General features: G+C 65.9%; 17 protein-coding genes. 11 read left to right on the top strand and 6 right to left on the bottom strand.

Annotated elements, in window-relative coordinates:
• Positions 1 to 2 precede the first annotated feature (2 nt).
• Positions 3 to 1,115 (bottom strand): NAD(P)/FAD-dependent oxidoreductase, encoded by a 1,113-nt coding sequence (locus ACFQ00_RS15955; protein ID WP_381492998.1) that lies wholly within the window; start codon positions 1,113 to 1,115, stop codon positions 3 to 5.
• Positions 1,112 to 2,053: an alpha/beta fold hydrolase gene (locus ACFQ00_RS15950; RefSeq protein WP_381492995.1), complete on the bottom strand. Its 942-nt coding sequence runs from the start codon at positions 2,051 to 2,053 to the stop codon at positions 1,112 to 1,114. The genes ACFQ00_RS15955 and ACFQ00_RS15950 overlap by 4 nt, the downstream gene beginning before the upstream one ends.
• A gap of 49 nt (positions 2,054 to 2,102) precedes the next feature.
• On the opposite strand from ACFQ00_RS15950, the gene ACFQ00_RS15945 reads away from it, so the two are divergent.
• From ACFQ00_RS15945 to ACFQ00_RS15910, 8 genes are read left to right on the top strand one after another with little or no spacing between them, the layout of a single operon-like run.
• The gene (locus ACFQ00_RS15945) at positions 2,103 to 2,576 is read left to right on the top strand and encodes an A24 family peptidase (RefSeq protein WP_374595709.1); all 474 of its coding nucleotides are present in this window, start codon (positions 2,103 to 2,105) and stop codon (positions 2,574 to 2,576) included.
• Positions 2,577 to 2,613: 37 nt separating this feature from the next.
• On the top strand, positions 2,614 to 3,597 hold the full coding sequence (gene cpaB, locus ACFQ00_RS15940) for a Flp pilus assembly protein CpaB (RefSeq protein WP_381492992.1): 984 nt from the start codon (positions 2,614 to 2,616) through the stop codon (positions 3,595 to 3,597).
• Between the two features lies 1 nt (position 3,598).
• On the top strand, positions 3,599 to 5,008 hold the full coding sequence (locus ACFQ00_RS15935; protein WP_381492989.1) for a type II and III secretion system protein family protein: 1,410 nt from the start codon (positions 3,599 to 3,601) through the stop codon (positions 5,006 to 5,008).
• Positions 5,009 to 5,022: 14 nt separating this feature from the next.
• The gene (locus ACFQ00_RS15930; RefSeq protein WP_381492987.1) at positions 5,023 to 5,679 is read left to right on the top strand and encodes a CpaD family pilus assembly protein; all 657 of its coding nucleotides are present in this window, start codon (positions 5,023 to 5,025) and stop codon (positions 5,677 to 5,679) included.
• 16 nt (positions 5,680 to 5,695) lie between these two features.
• Positions 5,696 to 6,961: an AAA family ATPase gene (locus tag ACFQ00_RS15925; RefSeq protein ID WP_381492984.1), complete on the top strand. Its 1,266-nt coding sequence runs from the start codon at positions 5,696 to 5,698 to the stop codon at positions 6,959 to 6,961.
• Between the two features lie 53 nt (positions 6,962 to 7,014).
• The gene (locus ACFQ00_RS15920; protein WP_381492981.1) at positions 7,015 to 8,718 is read left to right on the top strand and encodes an ATPase, T2SS/T4P/T4SS family; all 1,704 of its coding nucleotides are present in this window, start codon (positions 7,015 to 7,017) and stop codon (positions 8,716 to 8,718) included.
• Positions 8,715 to 9,689, top strand: a complete 975-nt coding sequence (locus tag ACFQ00_RS15915; RefSeq protein WP_381492978.1) for a type II secretion system F family protein — start codon at positions 8,715 to 8,717, stop codon at positions 9,687 to 9,689. The genes ACFQ00_RS15920 and ACFQ00_RS15915 overlap by 4 nt, the downstream gene beginning before the upstream one ends.
• The gene (locus tag ACFQ00_RS15910; RefSeq protein ID WP_381492975.1) at positions 9,689 to 10,669 is read left to right on the top strand and encodes a type II secretion system F family protein; all 981 of its coding nucleotides are present in this window, start codon (positions 9,689 to 9,691) and stop codon (positions 10,667 to 10,669) included. The genes ACFQ00_RS15915 and ACFQ00_RS15910 overlap by 1 nt, the downstream gene beginning before the upstream one ends.
• Positions 10,670 to 10,676: 7 nt before the next feature.
• Here the strand turns inward: ACFQ00_RS15910 and ACFQ00_RS15905 are convergent, their stop codons facing one another.
• The gene (locus tag ACFQ00_RS15905; protein ID WP_381492972.1) at positions 10,677 to 11,897 is read right to left on the bottom strand and encodes a CaiB/BaiF CoA transferase family protein; all 1,221 of its coding nucleotides are present in this window, start codon (positions 11,895 to 11,897) and stop codon (positions 10,677 to 10,679) included.
• Between the two features lie 74 nt (positions 11,898 to 11,971).
• Between ACFQ00_RS15905 and ACFQ00_RS15900 the strand changes: the two genes are divergently transcribed.
• The 3 genes from ACFQ00_RS15900 to ACFQ00_RS15890 are packed head-to-tail and all read left to right on the top strand — an operon-like array spanning position 11,972 to position 13,636.
• A complete protein-coding gene (locus ACFQ00_RS15900; RefSeq protein WP_381492969.1) occupies positions 11,972 to 12,595 on the top strand; it encodes a hypothetical protein in 624 nt (207 codons plus the stop codon).
• Positions 12,595 to 13,002: a hypothetical protein gene (locus tag ACFQ00_RS15895; protein WP_381492967.1), complete on the top strand. Its 408-nt coding sequence runs from the start codon at positions 12,595 to 12,597 to the stop codon at positions 13,000 to 13,002. Before ACFQ00_RS15900 ends, ACFQ00_RS15895 begins: the two co-directional genes overlap by 1 nt.
• 4 nt (positions 13,003 to 13,006) lie before the next feature.
• Entirely contained in the window at positions 13,007 to 13,636 is a 630-nt protein-coding gene (locus tag ACFQ00_RS15890) for a glutathione S-transferase family protein (RefSeq protein WP_381492964.1), read from the top strand.
• On the opposite strand, the gene ACFQ00_RS15885 is transcribed toward ACFQ00_RS15890, so the two are convergent.
• Genes ACFQ00_RS15885 through ppdK form a run of 3 tightly spaced genes read right to left on the bottom strand, consistent with a single transcriptional unit; the run spans position 13,637 to position 17,413 of the window.
• Positions 13,637 to 14,134 (bottom strand): DUF1254 domain-containing protein, encoded by a 498-nt coding sequence (locus ACFQ00_RS15885; protein WP_381492961.1) that lies wholly within the window; start codon positions 14,132 to 14,134, stop codon positions 13,637 to 13,639.
• Positions 14,131 to 14,706, bottom strand: coding sequence for a DUF1214 domain-containing protein (locus tag ACFQ00_RS15880; RefSeq protein ID WP_381492958.1), 576 nt, complete (start codon positions 14,704 to 14,706; stop codon positions 14,131 to 14,133). Before ACFQ00_RS15880 ends, ACFQ00_RS15885 begins: the two co-directional genes overlap by 4 nt.
• A gap of 40 nt (positions 14,707 to 14,746) precedes the next feature.
• The gene (gene ppdK / locus ACFQ00_RS15875) at positions 14,747 to 17,413 is read right to left on the bottom strand and encodes a pyruvate, phosphate dikinase (RefSeq protein ID WP_381492955.1); all 2,667 of its coding nucleotides are present in this window, start codon (positions 17,411 to 17,413) and stop codon (positions 14,747 to 14,749) included.
• Positions 17,414 to 17,459 lie beyond the last annotated feature (46 nt).

Genomic DNA, 17,459 nt, shown 5'->3' with positions numbered 1-17,459 from the left:
TTTCAACTGAACCGCTTGGGGGAATAGCGTTCGGGGTCGACCCCGGGCGCGCTCCACGCCGCGCCCGTGATCAGTGCCGCCGCCATCGCCCCCGCTGCAGGCGATGTCTGCACCCCAAACCCGCCCTGTCCCGCGCACCAGAAGAAGCCGGGTGCGTCCGACGCAAAACCGTACACCGGAAGCCGATCCGGCGCGAAGCTCCGCAGCCCCGCCCAGGATCGCACCACCCGACGCACCGTCGCGGTCGTCGCGGTCTCGAACCGGTCCACGGCAATCGCAACGTCCAGCTCCTCAGGCTGCACATCACTCGCCGGCACGGGCGTTTCGTCATGGGGGCTCACCCACATCATCCCGGCATCAGGCTTGAAGTAAAAGCTGCCCGCCGCATCCAGCACGACCGGCAGATCAGGCTCCACAGGCCCGCCAAGATCAGCCACGATCATCGTCCGCCTGAGCGGCTGCACGCCCAGCGGCCGCGCACCCGCCAGCACTGCGACCTGATCCGCCCACGCGCCCGCCGCATTCACCACGACATCGGCTTCAAAGCACCCCGCCCCGGTTTCGATCCGCCAACGCCCGCCGCTGCGATCAAGGCCGCGTGCGCGGGCATCGGTAACAAGCACGGCCCCACGCCGCCGCGCGCCGGCGAGAAACGCCTGGTGCAACCGCGCGACCTCGATATCGCTGCACCCCGGCTCCCAGAGCCCGCACTGCCGCCACGCGGCGGAGAGCAGCGGCGCCCGCGCGGCCGTCCCATCGGCATCGAGGCGTTCGATCGCAACACCCGAGGCCCGGAACGCGCTTTCCATATGATCGAGCGCACCGTGCGCATCCGGCCCGGCGATATGAAGCGCGCCGCGCTGCGTCACCAGAAGGCCATCCGCGAAAGCCTCCGGAGGCTGGAGCAGGAAGGCCTTCGATGCGGTGGTCAGCGGCTGCACGCCCGGCCCACCATAGGTCTCGGCAAAGAACGCGGCCGAGCGGCCAGTGCTGTGCAGGCCCGGATGCGCTTCGGCCTCGATGAGCAGCACGGAGGCCCGTTCGCTCAAAAACCATGCGAGGCTCGCGCCGCCGATGCCCGCCCCCACGACAACAACGTCGTACCGACCCGTCATAACGCCACCAACCCGTCAACCGCCGCAAGCACGCCGTCCTGCACCGCGCTCCGCTCGCGCAGCAATTCATGCGCGGCGCCCGCAATGACGTGCAGACGCCCATCGGGCAACCGCTGAACGAGCCGCCGCGCCGCCGCTGCGTCCACCAAGCGCTCGTTGTCGCCGATGAACACGTCGATAGGCAGCGTGATCGCCTCGGGCACGCCGGGCGCGGCCAGTACGCCGCACGATGCCGATGCCTCGAACACCCAGCGCCAGCTTGCCCCGCCGAAGGCAAGCGCGGCATTTCCGTCGATCCACCAAGCTTCGTCTGCGAACCGCTCCGGATCGCCGGTCAGGATGCGCTGGCGGTGCACGCCGCGCGAGCGCTCCCCGTACGGCCCCTGCAGCGGCGGATAGGTATCGCCCGCGCCCGCGTTCACGTAGGCCCGCGCCAGCCACGATAGCACGCGCGGCGGCACTCCCTGTGCGGCGATGCCCGCCATCGGTGCGAACAGCACGGCGCGGCTGTAGCGGGATGTGCCACCGGCCGCGAGATGCCGGAGCGCGAGATGCCCGCCCATGCTGTGTCCCGCCAGCACCATCGGCCCGCCAAGCAATGTCGCCGTATGGGTGCTAAGCCCCTCAAGATCGGCGAGCCACGCGCCGAAATATCCTTCGGCACCAGCCGGGAAACGTCCCGAAGCCCCCTGCCCGCGCCAATCGAAGGTGAAGAGACCATAGCCCCGGTCCCGCCAGTGCCAGTAGCTCTCCGAATACTTCTCGATGAAATCTGCGCGCCCGTTCAGGAACAGGATCGATGGCTTGCCCGCTATTGGCGCCCAGCTCACCGTGCGGATGCGCCAGCTGTCGGCGGCGATCCAGTCCGCCCACCGGGCCTCCGGGGGCAGCGAGCGGCGGCGGGTCAGGGTATCGTCGGAGAGCGGGTCGGGCGTCACGGGCGCATGGTTACGTTTTTTTCAGTCATGACGTCTAGGACCGGTCGACATGGCCGGGGCTCTTCAGATCATCAGCGTCGCAGTGCTTTTCGCGCTGCTCGCCTATGTCATTTACAGTGACGTAACCCGGCGTATCATTCCGAACATCGTCAATGCGGCCGTCGCGCTGCTCGCCGTTCCCTTCTGGCTGGGATCGGGCGAGGCGCTGTGGCCGCTTGTTGGCTGGCAGCTCTTGCTGGCCGTTGGCGTGTTCGCCGTTTTCGCCGGAATCTTCGCATTGGGTGCCATGGGCGGCGGTGACGTCAAGCTGCTCACCGCGCTCGCGCTCTGGCTGCCCGCCATCCCATATCTGCGGATGCTCGTGCTCATGTCGATCATCGGCGGCGTCCTCACGCTCGCCTACCTCGTCTGGCACCGCAAGCGCGGAAAAGCGGGCAATCCGGAGATTCCATACGGGTGCGCAATCTGCCTCGCGACCTTCGTCGCGCTTGGCGAACCGATTGTTAAGCAATTGGCTGGATAGTGCACGCAGGGGTTTTCGCCTGGAGGCTACAGGGGTCATGGACGTAAAGAAGATCATATTGCTGGTCGGCGCGCTCGTTATAGCGGGTATCTCGGCCTTCTTCGTGCGCGCGCTTGTCAGCGACAGCGGCACACAGCAGGTGCAGGCTGGCGAGGTCGAGCAGAAGGGCCCGAAGGTGCTCGTCGCCACCAAGCCGCTGCCGCTCGGCACGATCCTCACGCAGGAGATGTTCAAGCTCCAGCCGTGGCCGAAGGATCTCGTCGAGAACGTCTACTTCCTTGAAGGCGAGACCAATCTCGAGAGCCTGAACGGCAAGGTTGTGCGCGTTTCGGTCCCGGCCGGACAGCCGCTCACCAAGGGTTCGATCGTCGGGCCGGGCGAGCGTGGCTTCCTTGCCGCGGCGCTGACGCCCGGTATGCGCGCGGTCACCGTTTCGACCAACGCTGAGAGCGGCGTCGCCGGTTTCGTGTTCCCTGGTGACCGCGTGGACATGGTGCTGACGCACGGCGTCAGCTATCAGGGGGATACCGAGGAAGGTACGCCTGCCCCGGCACTGCGCGTTTCCGAAACCATCATGCGCAACGTGCGCGTGCTCGCCATCGATCAGCGCACCAACGAGCTCGGCGGTGAAGGTTCCGGTCCCAAGACCGGCCGTACCGTGACGTTCGAAGTGCCGCCGAAGTTCGTCGAGAAGATCGCGGTCGCGCAGACCCTCGGCCAAATCTCGCTCAGCCTGCGCCCGATCGCGGAGAACACGCAGGAGCTGGAGCAGATGATCGCGACCGGCGAGGTGGAGGTCAGCGATGACCTGAACACCACGCAGGAAAAGCGCCTGCAGATTGCACTCCAGACGCAGCCGAACGATCGCAATCCGTCGTTCACGACTGGCGGCGAAGTCTCGCGCTTCGCATCCAACCTCGATCCACGCCCGGTGGCGGTGAAGTCCGGCAAGCCGGCGGGTCCGAGCGTCCGCGTGTTCCGCGGCAACAAGGCCACTGAAGTTTCCGTGGGGGCAGAATAACATGAAGCTCAAGGCAATCCTGTGCGGCTGCGCCGCCGCACTGTCGCTGGCCGCCATGGCCACGCCGGCGACGCAGGCGCAGGACACGACGATCACGTCGGCATCGTCCTCGCTCAACGTCGGCGTCAACAAGGGCACGTTGATCCGGCTGGAACGGTCGATGAGCGATGTGTTCGTCGCCAACCAGAAGATCGCCGACGTGCAGGTCCGGTCCGACCGCCTGCTCTACGTCTACGGCGTGGGCGCCGGTGAAACGACGATCTACGCGACGGACGGCGCCGGGCGCATCGTCTATTCCGCGAACGTCCGCGTCGCGCAGAACATCGATCAGATCCGCACTATGCTGGGCCTTGCGATGCCGGGCGCCGCGATCACGGTCAATTCGATGAACGGCATGACTCTGCTCACGGGCACCGTCGCCAATCCCGAAGAGGTCGAAGAGGCGACACGCCTCGTCAAGACCTTCGTCGGCGAAGGTCAGGCCATCATCAACAAGCTGCAGACCGCAACGCCGGCGCAGGTGAACCTCCGCGTGAAATTCGCCGAGGTAAGCCGCAGTCTGGTGAAGGAGCTCGGTCTCAATCTCCAGGCATTCGGCACCAATGCTGGAGGCATAAACTTCTTCCTTGGCCGCGGCCGTGATTTCATCACCGAAGGCACGAACGGCAATGTGCTGATCTCACGTCCCGACGCGACCAGCATCTTCGGTGATGCGCGTTTCCTCGGCATGGATGTGTTCGGCATGATCGACGCGCTGGAGCAGGACGGTCTGGTCTCGCTGCTCGCGGAACCGAACCTCACAGCACTTTCGGGTGAAACCGCGAGCTTCCTCGCAGGCGGCGAGTTCCCGATCGCGGTGACCGACGGCAACGGCGGCATCAGCGTCGAGTTCAAGGAATATGGTGTCGGCATCGCCTTCACCCCCACCGTGCTCGACGGCAGCCGCATCAGCCTTCGCGTCCGCCCGGAAGTTTCCGAGCTTTCCGAAGCCGGTGCAATCCGTCTCGACAACATCTCGATCCCGGCGCTCACCACGCGCAGGGCCGAAACCTCGGTTGAGCTGGGCTCGGGCCAGAGCTTCATGATCGCCGGCCTGCTCAGGAACCGCGTCGGCACGACACAGGACAAGACGCCGCTGCTTGGCAATCTTCCGATCCTCGGCGCGCTGTTCAAGTCGGACCGCTATGCGCGAGACGAATCGGAACTGGTGATCATCGTGACACCATATCTGGTGAAGCCGTCGAACACCCGCCTCGCTCTGCCGACCGACGGCCTTGCTATCCCGAACGATGCGGAACGCTGGCTTCTGGGCAAGACGTTCAAGGGCGCCAAGGCGCCGGTCGCCGAAGCGAAAACAGCCGGACCGCCAACGGTCGCCGGCTCGGCTGCGCCCGGCTTCTCGAACAATTGATGGAGAGCGGCACAATGACCATGAAGATCATCACCGTGCGCCGCCTCGCAGCGGGCACCCTTCTCGCCTCGTCCCTCGCGCTCAGCGCCTGCGGCGGCAGCGCTCCCAATCCGGGCATGGCCTCGGCGAAGGCTGCGGTCGTTGCACAGACGATCCTCGTTCACGATCTCGGCTATGCCGGAACGGACGGGCTTTCGAGCGACCAGCGCAAGTCGCTCGCGGAATGGTTCGAGGGCATCGGCATTCGCTACGGCGACCGCGTCAGTGTCGACGACAGCGGCAGTGGCTCGGGCGCACGCCGTGCGGCGATTGCTTCGGTTCTGGCTGGATACGGGCTGCTTCTGAACGATCAGGTGCCGGTCACGGTCGGTGCAGGCAATGCCGGCGCACGCGTGGTCGTGATGCGCGCAACTGCCAGCGTCCCGGGCTGCCCGGATTGGTCGCGTCCGTCGCAGCTCGAATTCGAAGCCTCGACGATGAGCAACTACGGATGCGCGAGTGAGAGCAACCTCGCCGCGATGGTCGTCGACGCGAACGACCTCGTATCGGGCAAGCCTCACACGGGCACCGACGCGCTCACCACCGTGAAGGCGATCGAAACCTACCGCGGCAAGGCCGGCGAAGGCACCAGCAAGGTCAAGAGCACCGTCGGCCAGGCCGGCAGCAATTAAACGAGGGGATGCAGGTATGAACGCGCCTTGGAATCCGAAAACCGGTGTCGGTGCACGCGACGCCTTCAACGCCTTCGTCTGCGACGACGAGACGGCTGATGCCGTCAAGGTCGTAGCCGCCGAGCTCGGCTGGGCGGTCGAGAAGGTCAACAAGGGCGGCCTTCGCAACGCCGTGCAGACCCTTTCGGTCTCGTCGAGCCCGATGGTGCTGCTCGTCGATCTGTCGGAATCGGGCGATCCGCTGAACGACATCAACGCACTTGCCGAAGTCTGCGAGCCGGGCACAATCGTGATCGCGGTCGGCATGATCAACGATGTGAAGCTCTACCGCGATCTCGTGGCGAGCGGCCTGCAGGACTATCTGCTGAAGCCGCTTTCCGCCGACGCGATGCGCGAAGCGTTCATGCACGCGCAGGTCACACTGCAGGGGCCGAAGCATGTCGAGGCCGATACCAGCGACCGACCGCGCACGACGATCGCAGTGATCGGCACGCGCGGCGGCGTCGGCGCATCGACCGTTGCAAGCTCGCTCGCGTGGCTCTCGGCAGAGAGTCAGGGGCGTTCCACGGCGCTTCTCGATCTCGATGTCCAGTTCGGCACCGGCGCGCTCTCGTTCGATCTCGAACCGGGCCGCGGCCTCACCGACGCACTCGAGAACCCGAGCCGCATCGACGGCCTTTTCATCGAACGCGCGATGGTGCGCGTGGGTGAAAAGCTCGCCGTGCTTTCGGCCGAAGCGCCGATCAGCCAGCCGCTGATTGCTGACGGCAGTGCGCTGTTCCAGCTTCAGGAAGAGATGCGCAATGCCTTCGAAACCGTGATCGTGGATCTGCCGCGCACCGTTGCCGTCCAGCACCCGCACCTGCTCAGCGACGTCAACCACGTCGTCGTGGTGACCGAACAGACGCTGGCCTCGACGCGCGATGCGATCCGCCTGCTCGGCTTCCTGAAAGCGAATGCGCCGCACGCAAAGGTGACGATGGTCGCCAACCGCGTCGGCACGAATCCGCCGCCCGAAGTTGCGCGCAAGGATTTCGAGGCGTCGATCGAACGCAAGCTCGATATCGTCATTCCGCTCGACGTCAAGCAGGCCGTGGGCGCCGCGAAGCAGGGCCGTGCCCTCGCTGCGGTCGCGAACGGCAAGGTCGGCGGCGCTTTCAGCGCGCTCGCTGTCCAGCTCGCCGGCGAAATCGCCGCCGAGGTCGAAGCGAAAACGCTGATGAGCAAAGTTCGCAGCCTGTTGCCCCAGAAGGGCACCGCCAAGGCTTCAGGCAAGAAGTAATGCTTCCCGGCCGAGTGAACCGGCCGGGCGCACGCGCGTAAACGGGGTAAGGTATGCAGCCCAAAGGGTTCGGAAAACGAAGCGGCGCAGGATTGCAGGTTGTTGGCGACGGTTTCGGACAGAATTCCGCCGCCAGCACCGGCAGGCGGCCGCTTGTTGCCGATTCCGGGGATTTTGGCCTTTCGAAGCCCGTTGAAACGCCGCGCGGGCGCAGCACCGAAAACTGTGTGTGGGAACTGCACGCGATCCTCTCGCCGCAGCTTTCCGAACTGTTTCCGCCTGCGAAGACGCGCACGCGCCGCCGTGGCGAACTCGCCGCGCAGATAGAAGACACCGTCAAGCGTCTCGCCGATATTCAGGGTATGACGATCGATGACGGGCAGGTGCGCGACACCGTCACCGTTCTTCTCAACGAACTCATCAACCTCGTCGGCGGCTTGAAGCCATCCGCCGCTACGGAGACGGCCGAGCGGACCGCGCGCGCCGCGAGCGCGAGCACCCAGAGCGTGCTCGCCGCCAAGGAACGTGTCCACCCGATCCTGATGGAACGGATCGACGCGAGCGTCATCGCAGACCTCTCGCGCGGCGAGCTTGCCGAGCAGATCTCCGACGTCATCTCCGAGATTCTCGTTCAGGAGAAGATTGGCCTGAACCAGCGTGAGCAGCGCGATCTCGTTACGCTGCTCCTCAACGACATGCTCGGCCTCGGGCCGCTCGAACCGCTGCTGAACGACGACGAAGTCAGCGAAATCATGGTCAACGGACCGAACATCGTCTACGCTGAGCGCAAGGGCAAACTCGCGCAGACCGAGGTCAAGTTCCGCGACGACGCGCACCTGCTCAACATCGCGCAGCGCATCGTCAGCGCGGTCGGCCGCCGCGTCGACGAAACCTCGCCGATCTGCGATGCGCGCCTTCTCGACGGCAGCCGCGTCAACGTTGTGATCCCGCCGCTCGCCATCGACGGCACGTCGATCTCAATTCGGAAATTCTCGAAGATCAAGCTGACGCTCGACCGCATGATGGAAGGCGGATCGATGTCGCCGGCCATGTGCAAGTTCCTCAATATCGCCGGCCGCTGCCGTCTCAACATCCTGATCTCCGGCGGCACGGGCTCGGGCAAGACGACGATGCTTAACGCGATTTCGCGCAACATCGATCCGGGCGAGCGCATCGTCACCATCGAGGACGCGGCCGAGCTGCAATTGCAGCAGCCGCACGTTGTGCGTCTCGAAACGCGCCCCGCGAACCTCGAAGGCAACGGCCAGGTCACGATGCGCGACCTGGTGAAGAACGCACTGCGTATGCGTCCCGATCGCATCATCCTCGGCGAGGTTCGCGGACCCGAGGCGTTCGATCTGCTCGCCGCCATGAACACGGGCCACGACGGCTCGTTCGGCACGCTGCACGCAAACCGCCCGCGCGAGGCGCTGACGCGTCTTGAAAACATGATCAACATGGCCGGGCTCAATCTCAGCCCGAACGCCATCCGCCAGCAGATTTCCGACGCGCTCAATCTCGTCGTGCAGATCAGCCGTATGCGTGACGGCGGCCGCCGCATCACGCATATCTCGGAAGTGGTCGGCATGGAAGGCGACGTCATCACCATGCAGGACCTGTTCCTCTACCGCTACAACGGCGAGGACGAGACCGGGAAGCTGAAGGGCGAATACATCAGCACGGGCCTGCGCCCGAATTGCTACGAACGCGCGGAATACTTCGGCCTTGGCCGCGCCTTGATGGAGTGCATGGGATGAGCCGTGACCTGATGATCGCCGTGATCTTCGGCTGTGTCTTCCTGATGCTGGCGCTGATCATTCTGATGAGCGGCGATGGCAATGCGAAGCGCGGCGCGAAGCGGCTGGAGCAGCTCCGCGAGCGGCATTCGTCCTCGCGAGAAGTGCTTGCGCAGGTGCAGATGCGCCGCATCCTCGCCTCGCGCGAGAGCAGGCTCGACAACATGTTCCAGGGCCTGATCCCGAACCGCGCGCTGCTTCGCCAGCGGCTGGAGCGTACAGGCAAATCCTGGTCGCTTGGGCAGTATGCGGTTGCGAGCCTCGGCATTCTTGCGCTCACCTTCATCGCCATTTCGGGCGCCGGCGCGCCGATGGCGCTCGCGGCTCTCGCCGGCGTGTTCTTCGGCCTGTTCCTGCCGCACATGGTGGTCAGCTTCTTCATCAAGAAGCGCATCAAGAATTTCAACGACCGCTTCCCGGATGCGATCGATCTTCTCGTGCGCGGTCTCCGGTCCGGTCTGCCGATCTCCGAATCGATCGGCGTTGTCGGCAAGGAAATCCTGGACCCGGTCGGATACGAATTCCGTCAGGTCTCCGACAAGATCCGCATCGGCCGCACGATGGAGCAGGCGCTTCAGGAAACGGCGAACCGCCTGACGACGCCCGAATTCCAGTTCTTCGTCATCACGCTGTCGATCCAGCGGGAGACCGGCGGCAATCTTGCCGAAACGCTGAACAATCTTGGCGAGGTGCTGCGCAAGCGTGCGCAGATGAAGTTGAAGATCCGGGCGATGTCGTCTGAATCGAAAGCGTCAGCCTACATCGTCGGCTCACTGCCATTCATCGTGTTCACGCTGGTGTACACGATGAACCCCTCTTACCTCGCGCCGTTCTTCACCGATCCGCGCCTGATGGTGGCGGGCGTCGGCGGCCTTATCTGGATGTCAATCGGCGCCTTTATCATGGCCAAGATGGTGAGCTTCGAAATCTGATGGAAGAGAAAACCCTCCTTCTCGGCATGACCGGGACCGATCTCGCCACGCTGCTCGCAGCGCTCGGTGTCTTCGCCATGATGGTCGCGATCTGGTCGGTGGCGACCGTCCGCGATCCGATGCGCGGCCGCGTGAAAGCGCTTCAGGACCGCCGCGAACAGCTGAAGGCCGGCATCGTCGCACCGCGGCGACGCTCAAGCCTCGCGGCGAAGACCGAAGCCACCGATTTCATGCGCGGCATCCTCAAGAAGATGTCGGTCATGCAGGACGAGCAGACGAAGCTCGCCGAAGCGAAACTCGTGCAGGCCGGCATCCGTTCCAAGGACGCGGTCGTCGTGTTCCTGTTCGGCCGCCTGATCGCGCCGTTCGCACTCGGCGCACTCGTCGCCTTCTACATCTACGGCCTCGGCGGGTTTCCGGATTACGCCTCCTCGACGAAGGCGATGATCGTGGGCGGCGCGCTGCTGCTCGGCTACAAGGCGCCCGACATCTATGTGAAGAACCTGATCACGAAGCGTTCGGATGCGATCCGCAAGGGCCTTCCCGATGCGCTCGATCTGCTCGTGATCTGCGCCGAAGCCGGTCTCACTGTCGACGCCGCGTTCAACCGCGTCGCGAAGGAACTCGGCAACGGCTATCCCGAACTCGCCGACGAGTTCGCGCTCACCGCGATCGAGCTCGGCTTCCTCACCGATCGCCGCCAGGCGTTCGAGAACCTCGCGAACCGCGTCGATCTCGAAGCGCTGCGCGGTGTCGTGACGACCATGATCCAGACCGAGAAATACGGTACGCCTCTCGCCTCCAGCTTGCGCGTGCTCTCGGCCGAATTCCGCAACGAGCGCATGATGCGCGCCGAGGAAAAGGCCGCGCGGCTTCCGGCGATCATGACCGTGCCGCTCATCCTGTTTATTCTGCCCGTGCTGTTCGTCGTAATCCTCGGGCCGGCGGCCTGCGCGATCGCCGACAACTTCACGAGCTGATCGGCTCTCAGGCGCGGGCGTTCGTTTCGACGACGCCCGCCGCCACCAGCGCCTCGATCTCCGCATCGGAAACACCTGCGGCGCGCAGCACGTCCGCGCTGTCCGCACCGAGTTCCGGCGGTGCCTTCGCATAGTCGGGCGGGGTCTTCGAAAAGCGCATCGGCTGCGCCATCGTGCGCACCGTACCCGCAAGCGGGTGCGCCTGCTCGATCACGAGGCCCCGCGCCTTTGTCTGTTCTTCGGCAAAGGCCTGCGCGAGATCGTTGACCGGCCCGGCGGGAACCCCCGCCGCGTCGAGCGCGGCAAGCCAGTGCTCGGCAGGCTCACGCACGAGCGCAGCCTCGATCTCCGCAACGAGCGCCTCGCGATTGGCGACGCGGGCCGGGGAAGACGCATAACGTTCGTCCGTGCCCCATTCGGGCCGCCCCAGCACCTTCGCAAACGCCCGGAACTGGCCGTTGTTGCCCACGGCGACCGCAATGCGGCGCGTCGCCGTGGGGAAATCCTGATAGGGCACGATATTGGGATGCGCGTTCCCCATCGGCCGCGGCACCTTGCCCGAGACGAGATAGTTCATCGCCTGGTTCGCCATCCAGCCGAGCGTGGTGTCGAACAGCGCCATGTCGATGTGCTGCCCCTCGCCGGTCGCGTCGCGGTGGCGGATCGCGGCGAGGATGGCGATGGTCGCGTAAAGCCCCGTCGTGATGTCGGCGATGGCGACACCCGCCTTGGTCGGCTGGCCGCCGGCGGCGCCGGTGATGCTCATCAGCCCCGCCATCGCCTGGATGACGAAGTCATATCCGGGCCGCTCGGCATTCGGCCCGTCCTGCCCGAAGCCGGTGATCGAGCAATAGACGATGTCGGGCTTCACGGCGGCGAGCCCCGCATAGTCGAGCCCGTAGCGCGCGAGCCCGCCCGCCTTGAAGTTCTCGACGACCACGTCCGCGCTTTCCGCGAGCGTCCGCACGAGCGCCGCACCGCGCGGATCGGCGATGTCGATGGCGAGGCTCTTCTTGTTGCGGTTCGCCGCGAGATAGTAGGCGGCGTCGCCCTGCGTCCCGTCCGCGCCCGCGATGAACGGCGGCCCCCAGCTTCGCGTGTCGTCGCCCGCGCCGGGCCGCTCCACCTTCACCACCTCGGCACCGAGATCGGCGAGAATCTGTGTCGCCCATGGCCCCGCGAGCACGCGCGAGAGATCGAGAACCTTGAGCCCGGAAAGCGGTCCCATCGCGATTGTCTCCTTGGATTCGGCGGCGACCGCGCTATCAGTTTGGAAGAGCGTCGCCAAGCAAGGACAGGATCATGGCCATCGACATCACCGCGCTGCTGACATTCGGCCTGCCCGGCCTTGTCATCGGGCTCGCGCTCGGCTGGGCGCTGTTCCGCGGCACGACGAAGCTGGAGCTGCTGCAAGCCGAACACGATCAGGCTGCCTCGCGGCTGGCAAGCGCCGGCGCGGAGATCGCGCGGCTGGAAAAGGACCTTGCGAGCGCCCGCGACCAGGTGAAGCCGCTTGCCGACGAGGTCGATCGGCTGCGCCGCGAGAAGGCCGCGCGCAAGGCCGAAAGCGCGGGCGCTCCGCCGCCCGCAGACAGTGCGCCGAGCACGGTGCCGCTCCCCGGAATCGGCTGGAAACCAGGCCGGAAGCTGCCGACCTTTCTCGAAGCGCCGATCGGCCCCACCGACGATCTCTCGCTCCTGAAAGGCGTCGGCCCGCGCCTCGCCGCGCGGCTTCGCGAGATCGGCGTTTTCTATTTCGCGCAGATCGCAGACTGGAGCCCCGAAGAGGTGAAGCTCGTCGATGCGAAGCTCGACAACTTCCGCGGCCGCATCGAAAAGGACCACCTGATCGAGCAGGCGAAGCTGCTCGCGAGCGGCCGCCTCACCGAATACGAAGCCCGCTTCGGCAAGCTCGGCAGCGACTGATGCGCACCGCTCTCATTGCATTTCTCACCACCCTCGCGGCGTGCGGCAGTGCACCCGAGTCCGCACCTGCAGAAAAGACAGTCGCGACAACGGAAACGCCGCAGGCCCCAGCCGAACCCGCTGTGCAGTTGCCGCCACCGCCACGCTACGTGGGTCGCTGGGCGGAAACCGCCGATCAGTGCACCGAGGGCTGGTGGCGCTTCTGGAACGATGAACTGCTCACCAAGACCAGCCTGCGCTGCGACATTCTTCCGCCCGATGCCGCGAGCACCGACGAGAAGCGCCGCATGGTCTGTCAGTCGCAAGGCAAGTGGTCGCGCGAGGAATGGGCGCTCGCCTATCCGGCAGCAGACACGATGACCGTGTCGCGCGATGGCGGCGCCCCGATCACCTTGAGGAAATGCTGATCGCATGAAGCTGTGGCACTGCGCGGGCGCGCGCTCCTTCCGGCCGCTCTGGTGCCTGGAAGAGATGGGGCTTGCCTACGACCTCCGCCTGATGGCGTTCCCACCGCGCTTCACCGAGCCCGATTATCTGGAGCTCAACCCCTTCGGCACGGTGCCGACCTTCACCGACGACGATACGCTGATGACCGAATCCACCGGCATCTGCCACTATCTCGCGGAGCGCTACGGCCCCACGTCGCTCGCGGTGCGGCCGAATGAGCCCGGTTACGGCCGCTATCTCAACTGGCTCTACCAGTCCGACGCGACGCTTACCTTCCCGCAGACGCTCGTGCTCCGCTACGGCGTGTTCGAGCCCGAAGAGCGCCGGCTGCCGCAGGCCGTGGAAGACTACACACGCTGGTTCTTCTCGCGCCTGAAGGGCACCGCGAAGCTGCTGGGCGATAGAGACTATGTCGCGGCGGAACGTTTCACGATCGCCGACATCGGCTTTGCCTACGCGCTGCGGCTTGCCGACATCCTGAAGCTCGGCGCCTTCCCCGAAAACGTCGCAGCCTACTGGGCGCGGATGCAGGCGCGGGACGGCTACCGGCGCGCGATCGCGAAGGAAGCCGGCGCGGCACTCTTCATTTCCTGACTAAGCCGGCGCGCAGGTGCTGCGGCGGCGGAGCGTATCGATGCTTGCGAGGTCTTTCGCGTCGGTCACGAGGATGCGGATAAGGGCGATGCCCTTGCCCCCCGGCACGGCAAGTGATCCATTCGTGCCCCCCTTCGAGAGCATGAGCGCATAGCGCCCGCCCTTTACCGCACGATCGTTCACCGAGAAGATGTTGTCGGTGTTCGCATCGAAGACCGAAAGCGACCAGTAGCGCTGAGGCGGCACGAACGCGTCGATCGCGACTCGCCCCTCCGCCAGATCGAACACGCAGACGCTGTAGGCGAGATCGGGGCTGGGGCGAACGATCCAGCGGTTCTCGGCGGTCGGCAGTCCCTGATGCCGCATCACGTTGATGCCGTCCGCGCCGAGCTTGTCCATCGCCTTCGCCATGATGCCATAGGGCGTCGCCCACAGCGTCGCCGCATACGTACCCACGGCAACGAGCGCGGCGAGCAGGACCGGGCCAAGCCACCTCATGCGCACGAGACCTTTTCGATTCTCGGCAGATGTGCGCGGTCCGGCCGGCCGATGATCGCGGGATCGGGATTATAGGCGCGCAGCGTGAGCGCGAAGTGCGCCTGCCCGCCGGTCGGCAGCCAGCCATCGCCCTCGCCCGACGGTGCGACATCGAAGGCGAACCCGCCATTGCCCGTGCGCGGCACGTTCCGCATGTGGAAACTGAAACGCTGTGCCGGGTTCGTGACGAGGAAATGGTCCGCGCCGTAGAGCGTGAGGCTCCACCAGCGCGCTTTCGGATCGCTGCCGGTCACACGGTAGCGGCACCGCCCGTCGAGCGGCGCGCCCGCGCTGTCCTCCTCGGCGTTGAAGTAGATCGCCTCCTTCGCGGAGAGCGCAAGCAGCCCGGCGATGGCAACGGTTGCACGTGTGCGCAGATCGGCATCGGTGGAGCCGGTGAGGGAGGACGTCACCCACGGCCCCGATTTCGTCGCCCCGGCGCCAAGCCCGGCGCGCAAGGAGAGCCACGCGCCGCCAGACCCGATCACGATGCCCGCGATAACCGCCAGCAGCCAGATGCCCCACCGCCTCATGCCGCGAAGCATGACATGCGGCGGGGCGATGCCAACTCGCTCATTTGTTGGCCCGAAGCGCCGCCTGCGCCGCCGCGAGCCGCGCGATCGGAACGCGGTAGGGCGAACAGCTCACGTAATCGAGCCCGGTCTTCTCGCAGAACGCGATCGAAGCCGGGTCGCCGCCATGCTCGCCGCAGATCCCGAGCTTCAGCCCGTCGCGCGCCGCACGGCCGCGCTCTGCAGCGAGGCTCACGAGCTGACCGACGCCGTCCACGTCGATGCTGACGAACGGGTCTTTCGGCAGCACACCCTTGTCGACATAGGCCGAGAGGAACTTGCCCGCGTCGTCGCGGCTGATGCCGAGCGTCGTCTGCGTGAGATCGTTGGTGCCGAACGAGAAGAACTCGGCTTGCCCCGCGATTTCGCCCGCCATCAGCGCCGCGCGCGGCAGCTCGATCATCGTGCCGACGAGATAGTCGAGCCGTTTGCCCTTGTCCGCGAACACGGCTTCGGCAGCCTTGTCGACGACGGCCTTCATCAGTTCGAACTCGCGCGTCGTCATCACGAGCGGGATCATGATCTCGGGCACCACGGCTTCGCCGGTCTCGTCCGCGACAGCGAGCGCCGCCTCGATGATGGCACGCGCCTGCATCTCGTAAATCTCGGGGTAGGTGATCCCGAGACGGCAGCCGCGATGGCCGAGCATCGGGTTGAACTCGTGCAGCTCACCCACACGCCGCTTCAGCACGTCGATGGAGACGCCGGAGGCCTGTGCCACCTCCTGATAGTCCTCCTCGCGGTGCGGCAGGAACTCGTGGAGTGGCGGATCGAGCAGACGGATCGTCACCGGCAGGCCCGACATGATGCGGAAGATTTCCACGAAGTCGCTGCGCTGCTCGGGGAGCAGCCGGTCGAGCGCGGCGCGGCGGCCCTTCTCATTTTCCGACAGGATCATCTGGCGCACCGCCGTGATGCGCGCGGGATCGAAGAACATGTGCTCGGTGCGGCAGAGCCCGATGCCCTCTGCGCCGAACTCGCGCGCCACTGCGCAGTCGGCCGGGGTTTCGGCGTTGGTGCGCACCTTCATGCGGCGGCCCTTGTCCGCCCACACCATCAGCGTGCCGAAATCGCCCGCGAGCTGCGGCTGGATCGTGGCGACCTTGCCCGCCATCACTTCGCCGGTGCCGCCGTCGATGGTGAGCGTGTCGCCTTCGTTGAAGCTGCGCCCGCCGATGCGCATCACGCGCTCTTGCATGTTGATGCTGAGCGCACCCGCGCCGGAAACGCAAGGGCGGCCCATGCCGCGCGCAACGACCGCCGCATGGCTGGTCATGCCGCCGCGTGCGGTGAGAATCCCGCGCGCCGCGTGCATCCCGTGAATGTCCTCGGGCGACGTCTCGACGCGCACGAGGATCACGTCCTCGCCAAGCGCGGCGAGCCGCTCCGCCTCATCCGCATCGAAGGCGATGATGCCGGAAGCCGCGCCGGGGCTCGCCGGAAGGCCCGTGGTCACCACGTCGCGTACCGCGGCGGGGTCGAGCGTCGGGTGCAGAAGCTGATCGAGCGCGCCCGGCTCGACGCGGAGGATCGCCTCTTCCTGCGTGATGAGGCCCTCTTCGGCCATGTCGACCGCGATCTTCAGCGCCGCCTTCGCGGTGCGCTTGCCGCTCCGCGTCTGCAGCATCCACAGCTTGCCGCGCTCCACGGTGAACTCGATGTCCTGCATGTCGCGGTAGTGCGTTTCGAGGAGATCGAAGACGCGCGCGAGCTCGGTGTATGTCTCCGGCATCGCCTCTTCCATCGAGGCCGCTGTCGCGCCCGCCGCCTCGCGCGCGGCTTTCGTCAGGTACTGCGGCGTGCGGATGCCCGCGACGACATCCTCGCCCTGCGCGTTGATCAGGTATTCGCCGTAGTAGGCGCGTGTGCCGATCGCGGGGTCGCGCGTGAAGGCCACGCCCGTCGCCGATGTGTCGCCCATGTTGCCGAACACCATCGCCTGCACGTTCACCGCCGTGCCCCAATCGGCCGGGATGTCGTTCAAACGCCGGTAGACCTTGGCACGCTCGGATTGCCACGAGCCGAACACCGCCGCGATCGCGCCCCACAGCTGATCCATCGGGTCCTGCGGGAACGGGCGACCGAGCGCCTCCTCAACCTTCGCCTTGTAGGTGCCGACAAGCCGCTGCCAGTCCTCGGCGCCGAGATCGGTGTCGAGGTTGACGCCCTTATCCTCCTTGGCGATCTCCAGCGCGTCTTCGAAGATGTAATGATCGATGCCGAGCACCACGTCCGAATACATCTGGATGAAGCGGCGATAGCTGTCCCACGCGAAGCGCGCGTCGCCCGACGATGCGGCAAGCCCTTCCACGGTCGTGTCGTTGAGCCCGAGGTTGAGCACCGTATCCATCATGCCCGGCATCGAGACGCGCGCGCCCGAGCGGACCGAGACGAGCAGCGGATCGCCGCTATCTCCGAAGCGCTTGCCGGTGATGCCCTCGATATGCGCGAGGCCCTTCGCGACCTGTTCGCGCAGCGAATCCGGGAAGCTCTCGCCCGCCTCGTAATAATGCGTACACATCGGCGTGGAGATGGTGAAGCCCGGCGGCACCGGCAGGCCGATCGAGGCCATGCCATCCAGATTTGCGCCTTTGCCGCCCAGCAGGTTCTTGTCGCCCTTTCCGCCATCGGAAACGCCGCCGCCGAACCTGTAAACCCACTGCGTCATGTCGCTCGCTTCCTTCAGTTTTTTTCGTCAGCGGATGAACTGCCCG

Source organism: Sphingosinicella xenopeptidilytica, assembly GCF_042676985.1.
Taxonomy (GTDB): domain Bacteria; phylum Pseudomonadota; class Alphaproteobacteria; order Sphingomonadales; family Sphingomonadaceae; genus Sphingosinicella; species Sphingosinicella xenopeptidilytica.
Note: the sequence above shows the minus strand (reverse complement) of the source record. Positions and strands in the feature narration are given on the sequence as shown.

Bases quoted from the DNA above. Each gene is read 5' to 3' on its own strand.
- ACFQ00_RS15955 (WP_381492998.1), bottom strand. From the start codon at position 1,115: ATGACGGGTCGGTACGACGTTGTTGTCGTGGGGGCGGGCATCGGCGGC.
- ACFQ00_RS15945 (WP_374595709.1), top strand. From the start codon at position 2,103: ATGGCCGGGGCTCTTCAGATCATCAGCGTCGCAGTGCTTTTCGCGCTG.
- cpaB (WP_381492992.1), top strand. From the start codon at position 2,614: ATGGACGTAAAGAAGATCATATTGCTGGTCGGCGCGCTCGTTATAGCG.
- ACFQ00_RS15935 (WP_381492989.1), top strand. From the start codon at position 3,599: ATGAAGCTCAAGGCAATCCTGTGCGGCTGCGCCGCCGCACTGTCGCTG.
- ACFQ00_RS15930 (WP_381492987.1), top strand. From the start codon at position 5,023: ATGACCATGAAGATCATCACCGTGCGCCGCCTCGCAGCGGGCACCCTT.
- ACFQ00_RS15925 (WP_381492984.1), top strand. From the start codon at position 5,696: ATGAACGCGCCTTGGAATCCGAAAACCGGTGTCGGTGCACGCGACGCC.
- ACFQ00_RS15920 (WP_381492981.1), top strand. From the start codon at position 7,015: ATGCAGCCCAAAGGGTTCGGAAAACGAAGCGGCGCAGGATTGCAGGTT.
- ACFQ00_RS15915 (WP_381492978.1), top strand. From the start codon at position 8,715: ATGAGCCGTGACCTGATGATCGCCGTGATCTTCGGCTGTGTCTTCCTG.
- ACFQ00_RS15910 (WP_381492975.1), top strand. From the start codon at position 9,689: ATGGAAGAGAAAACCCTCCTTCTCGGCATGACCGGGACCGATCTCGCC.
- ACFQ00_RS15905 (WP_381492972.1), bottom strand. From the start codon at position 11,897: ATGGGACCGCTTTCCGGGCTCAAGGTTCTCGATCTCTCGCGCGTGCTC.
- ACFQ00_RS15900 (WP_381492969.1), top strand. From the start codon at position 11,972: ATGGCCATCGACATCACCGCGCTGCTGACATTCGGCCTGCCCGGCCTT.
- ACFQ00_RS15895 (WP_381492967.1), top strand. From the start codon at position 12,595: ATGCGCACCGCTCTCATTGCATTTCTCACCACCCTCGCGGCGTGCGGC.
- ACFQ00_RS15890 (WP_381492964.1), top strand. From the start codon at position 13,007: ATGAAGCTGTGGCACTGCGCGGGCGCGCGCTCCTTCCGGCCGCTCTGG.
- ACFQ00_RS15885 (WP_381492961.1), bottom strand. From the start codon at position 14,134: ATGAGGTGGCTTGGCCCGGTCCTGCTCGCCGCGCTCGTTGCCGTGGGT.
- ACFQ00_RS15880 (WP_381492958.1), bottom strand. From the start codon at position 14,706: ATGAGGCGGTGGGGCATCTGGCTGCTGGCGGTTATCGCGGGCATCGTG.
- ppdK (WP_381492955.1), bottom strand. From the start codon at position 17,413: ATGACGCAGTGGGTTTACAGGTTCGGCGGCGGCGTTTCCGATGGCGGA.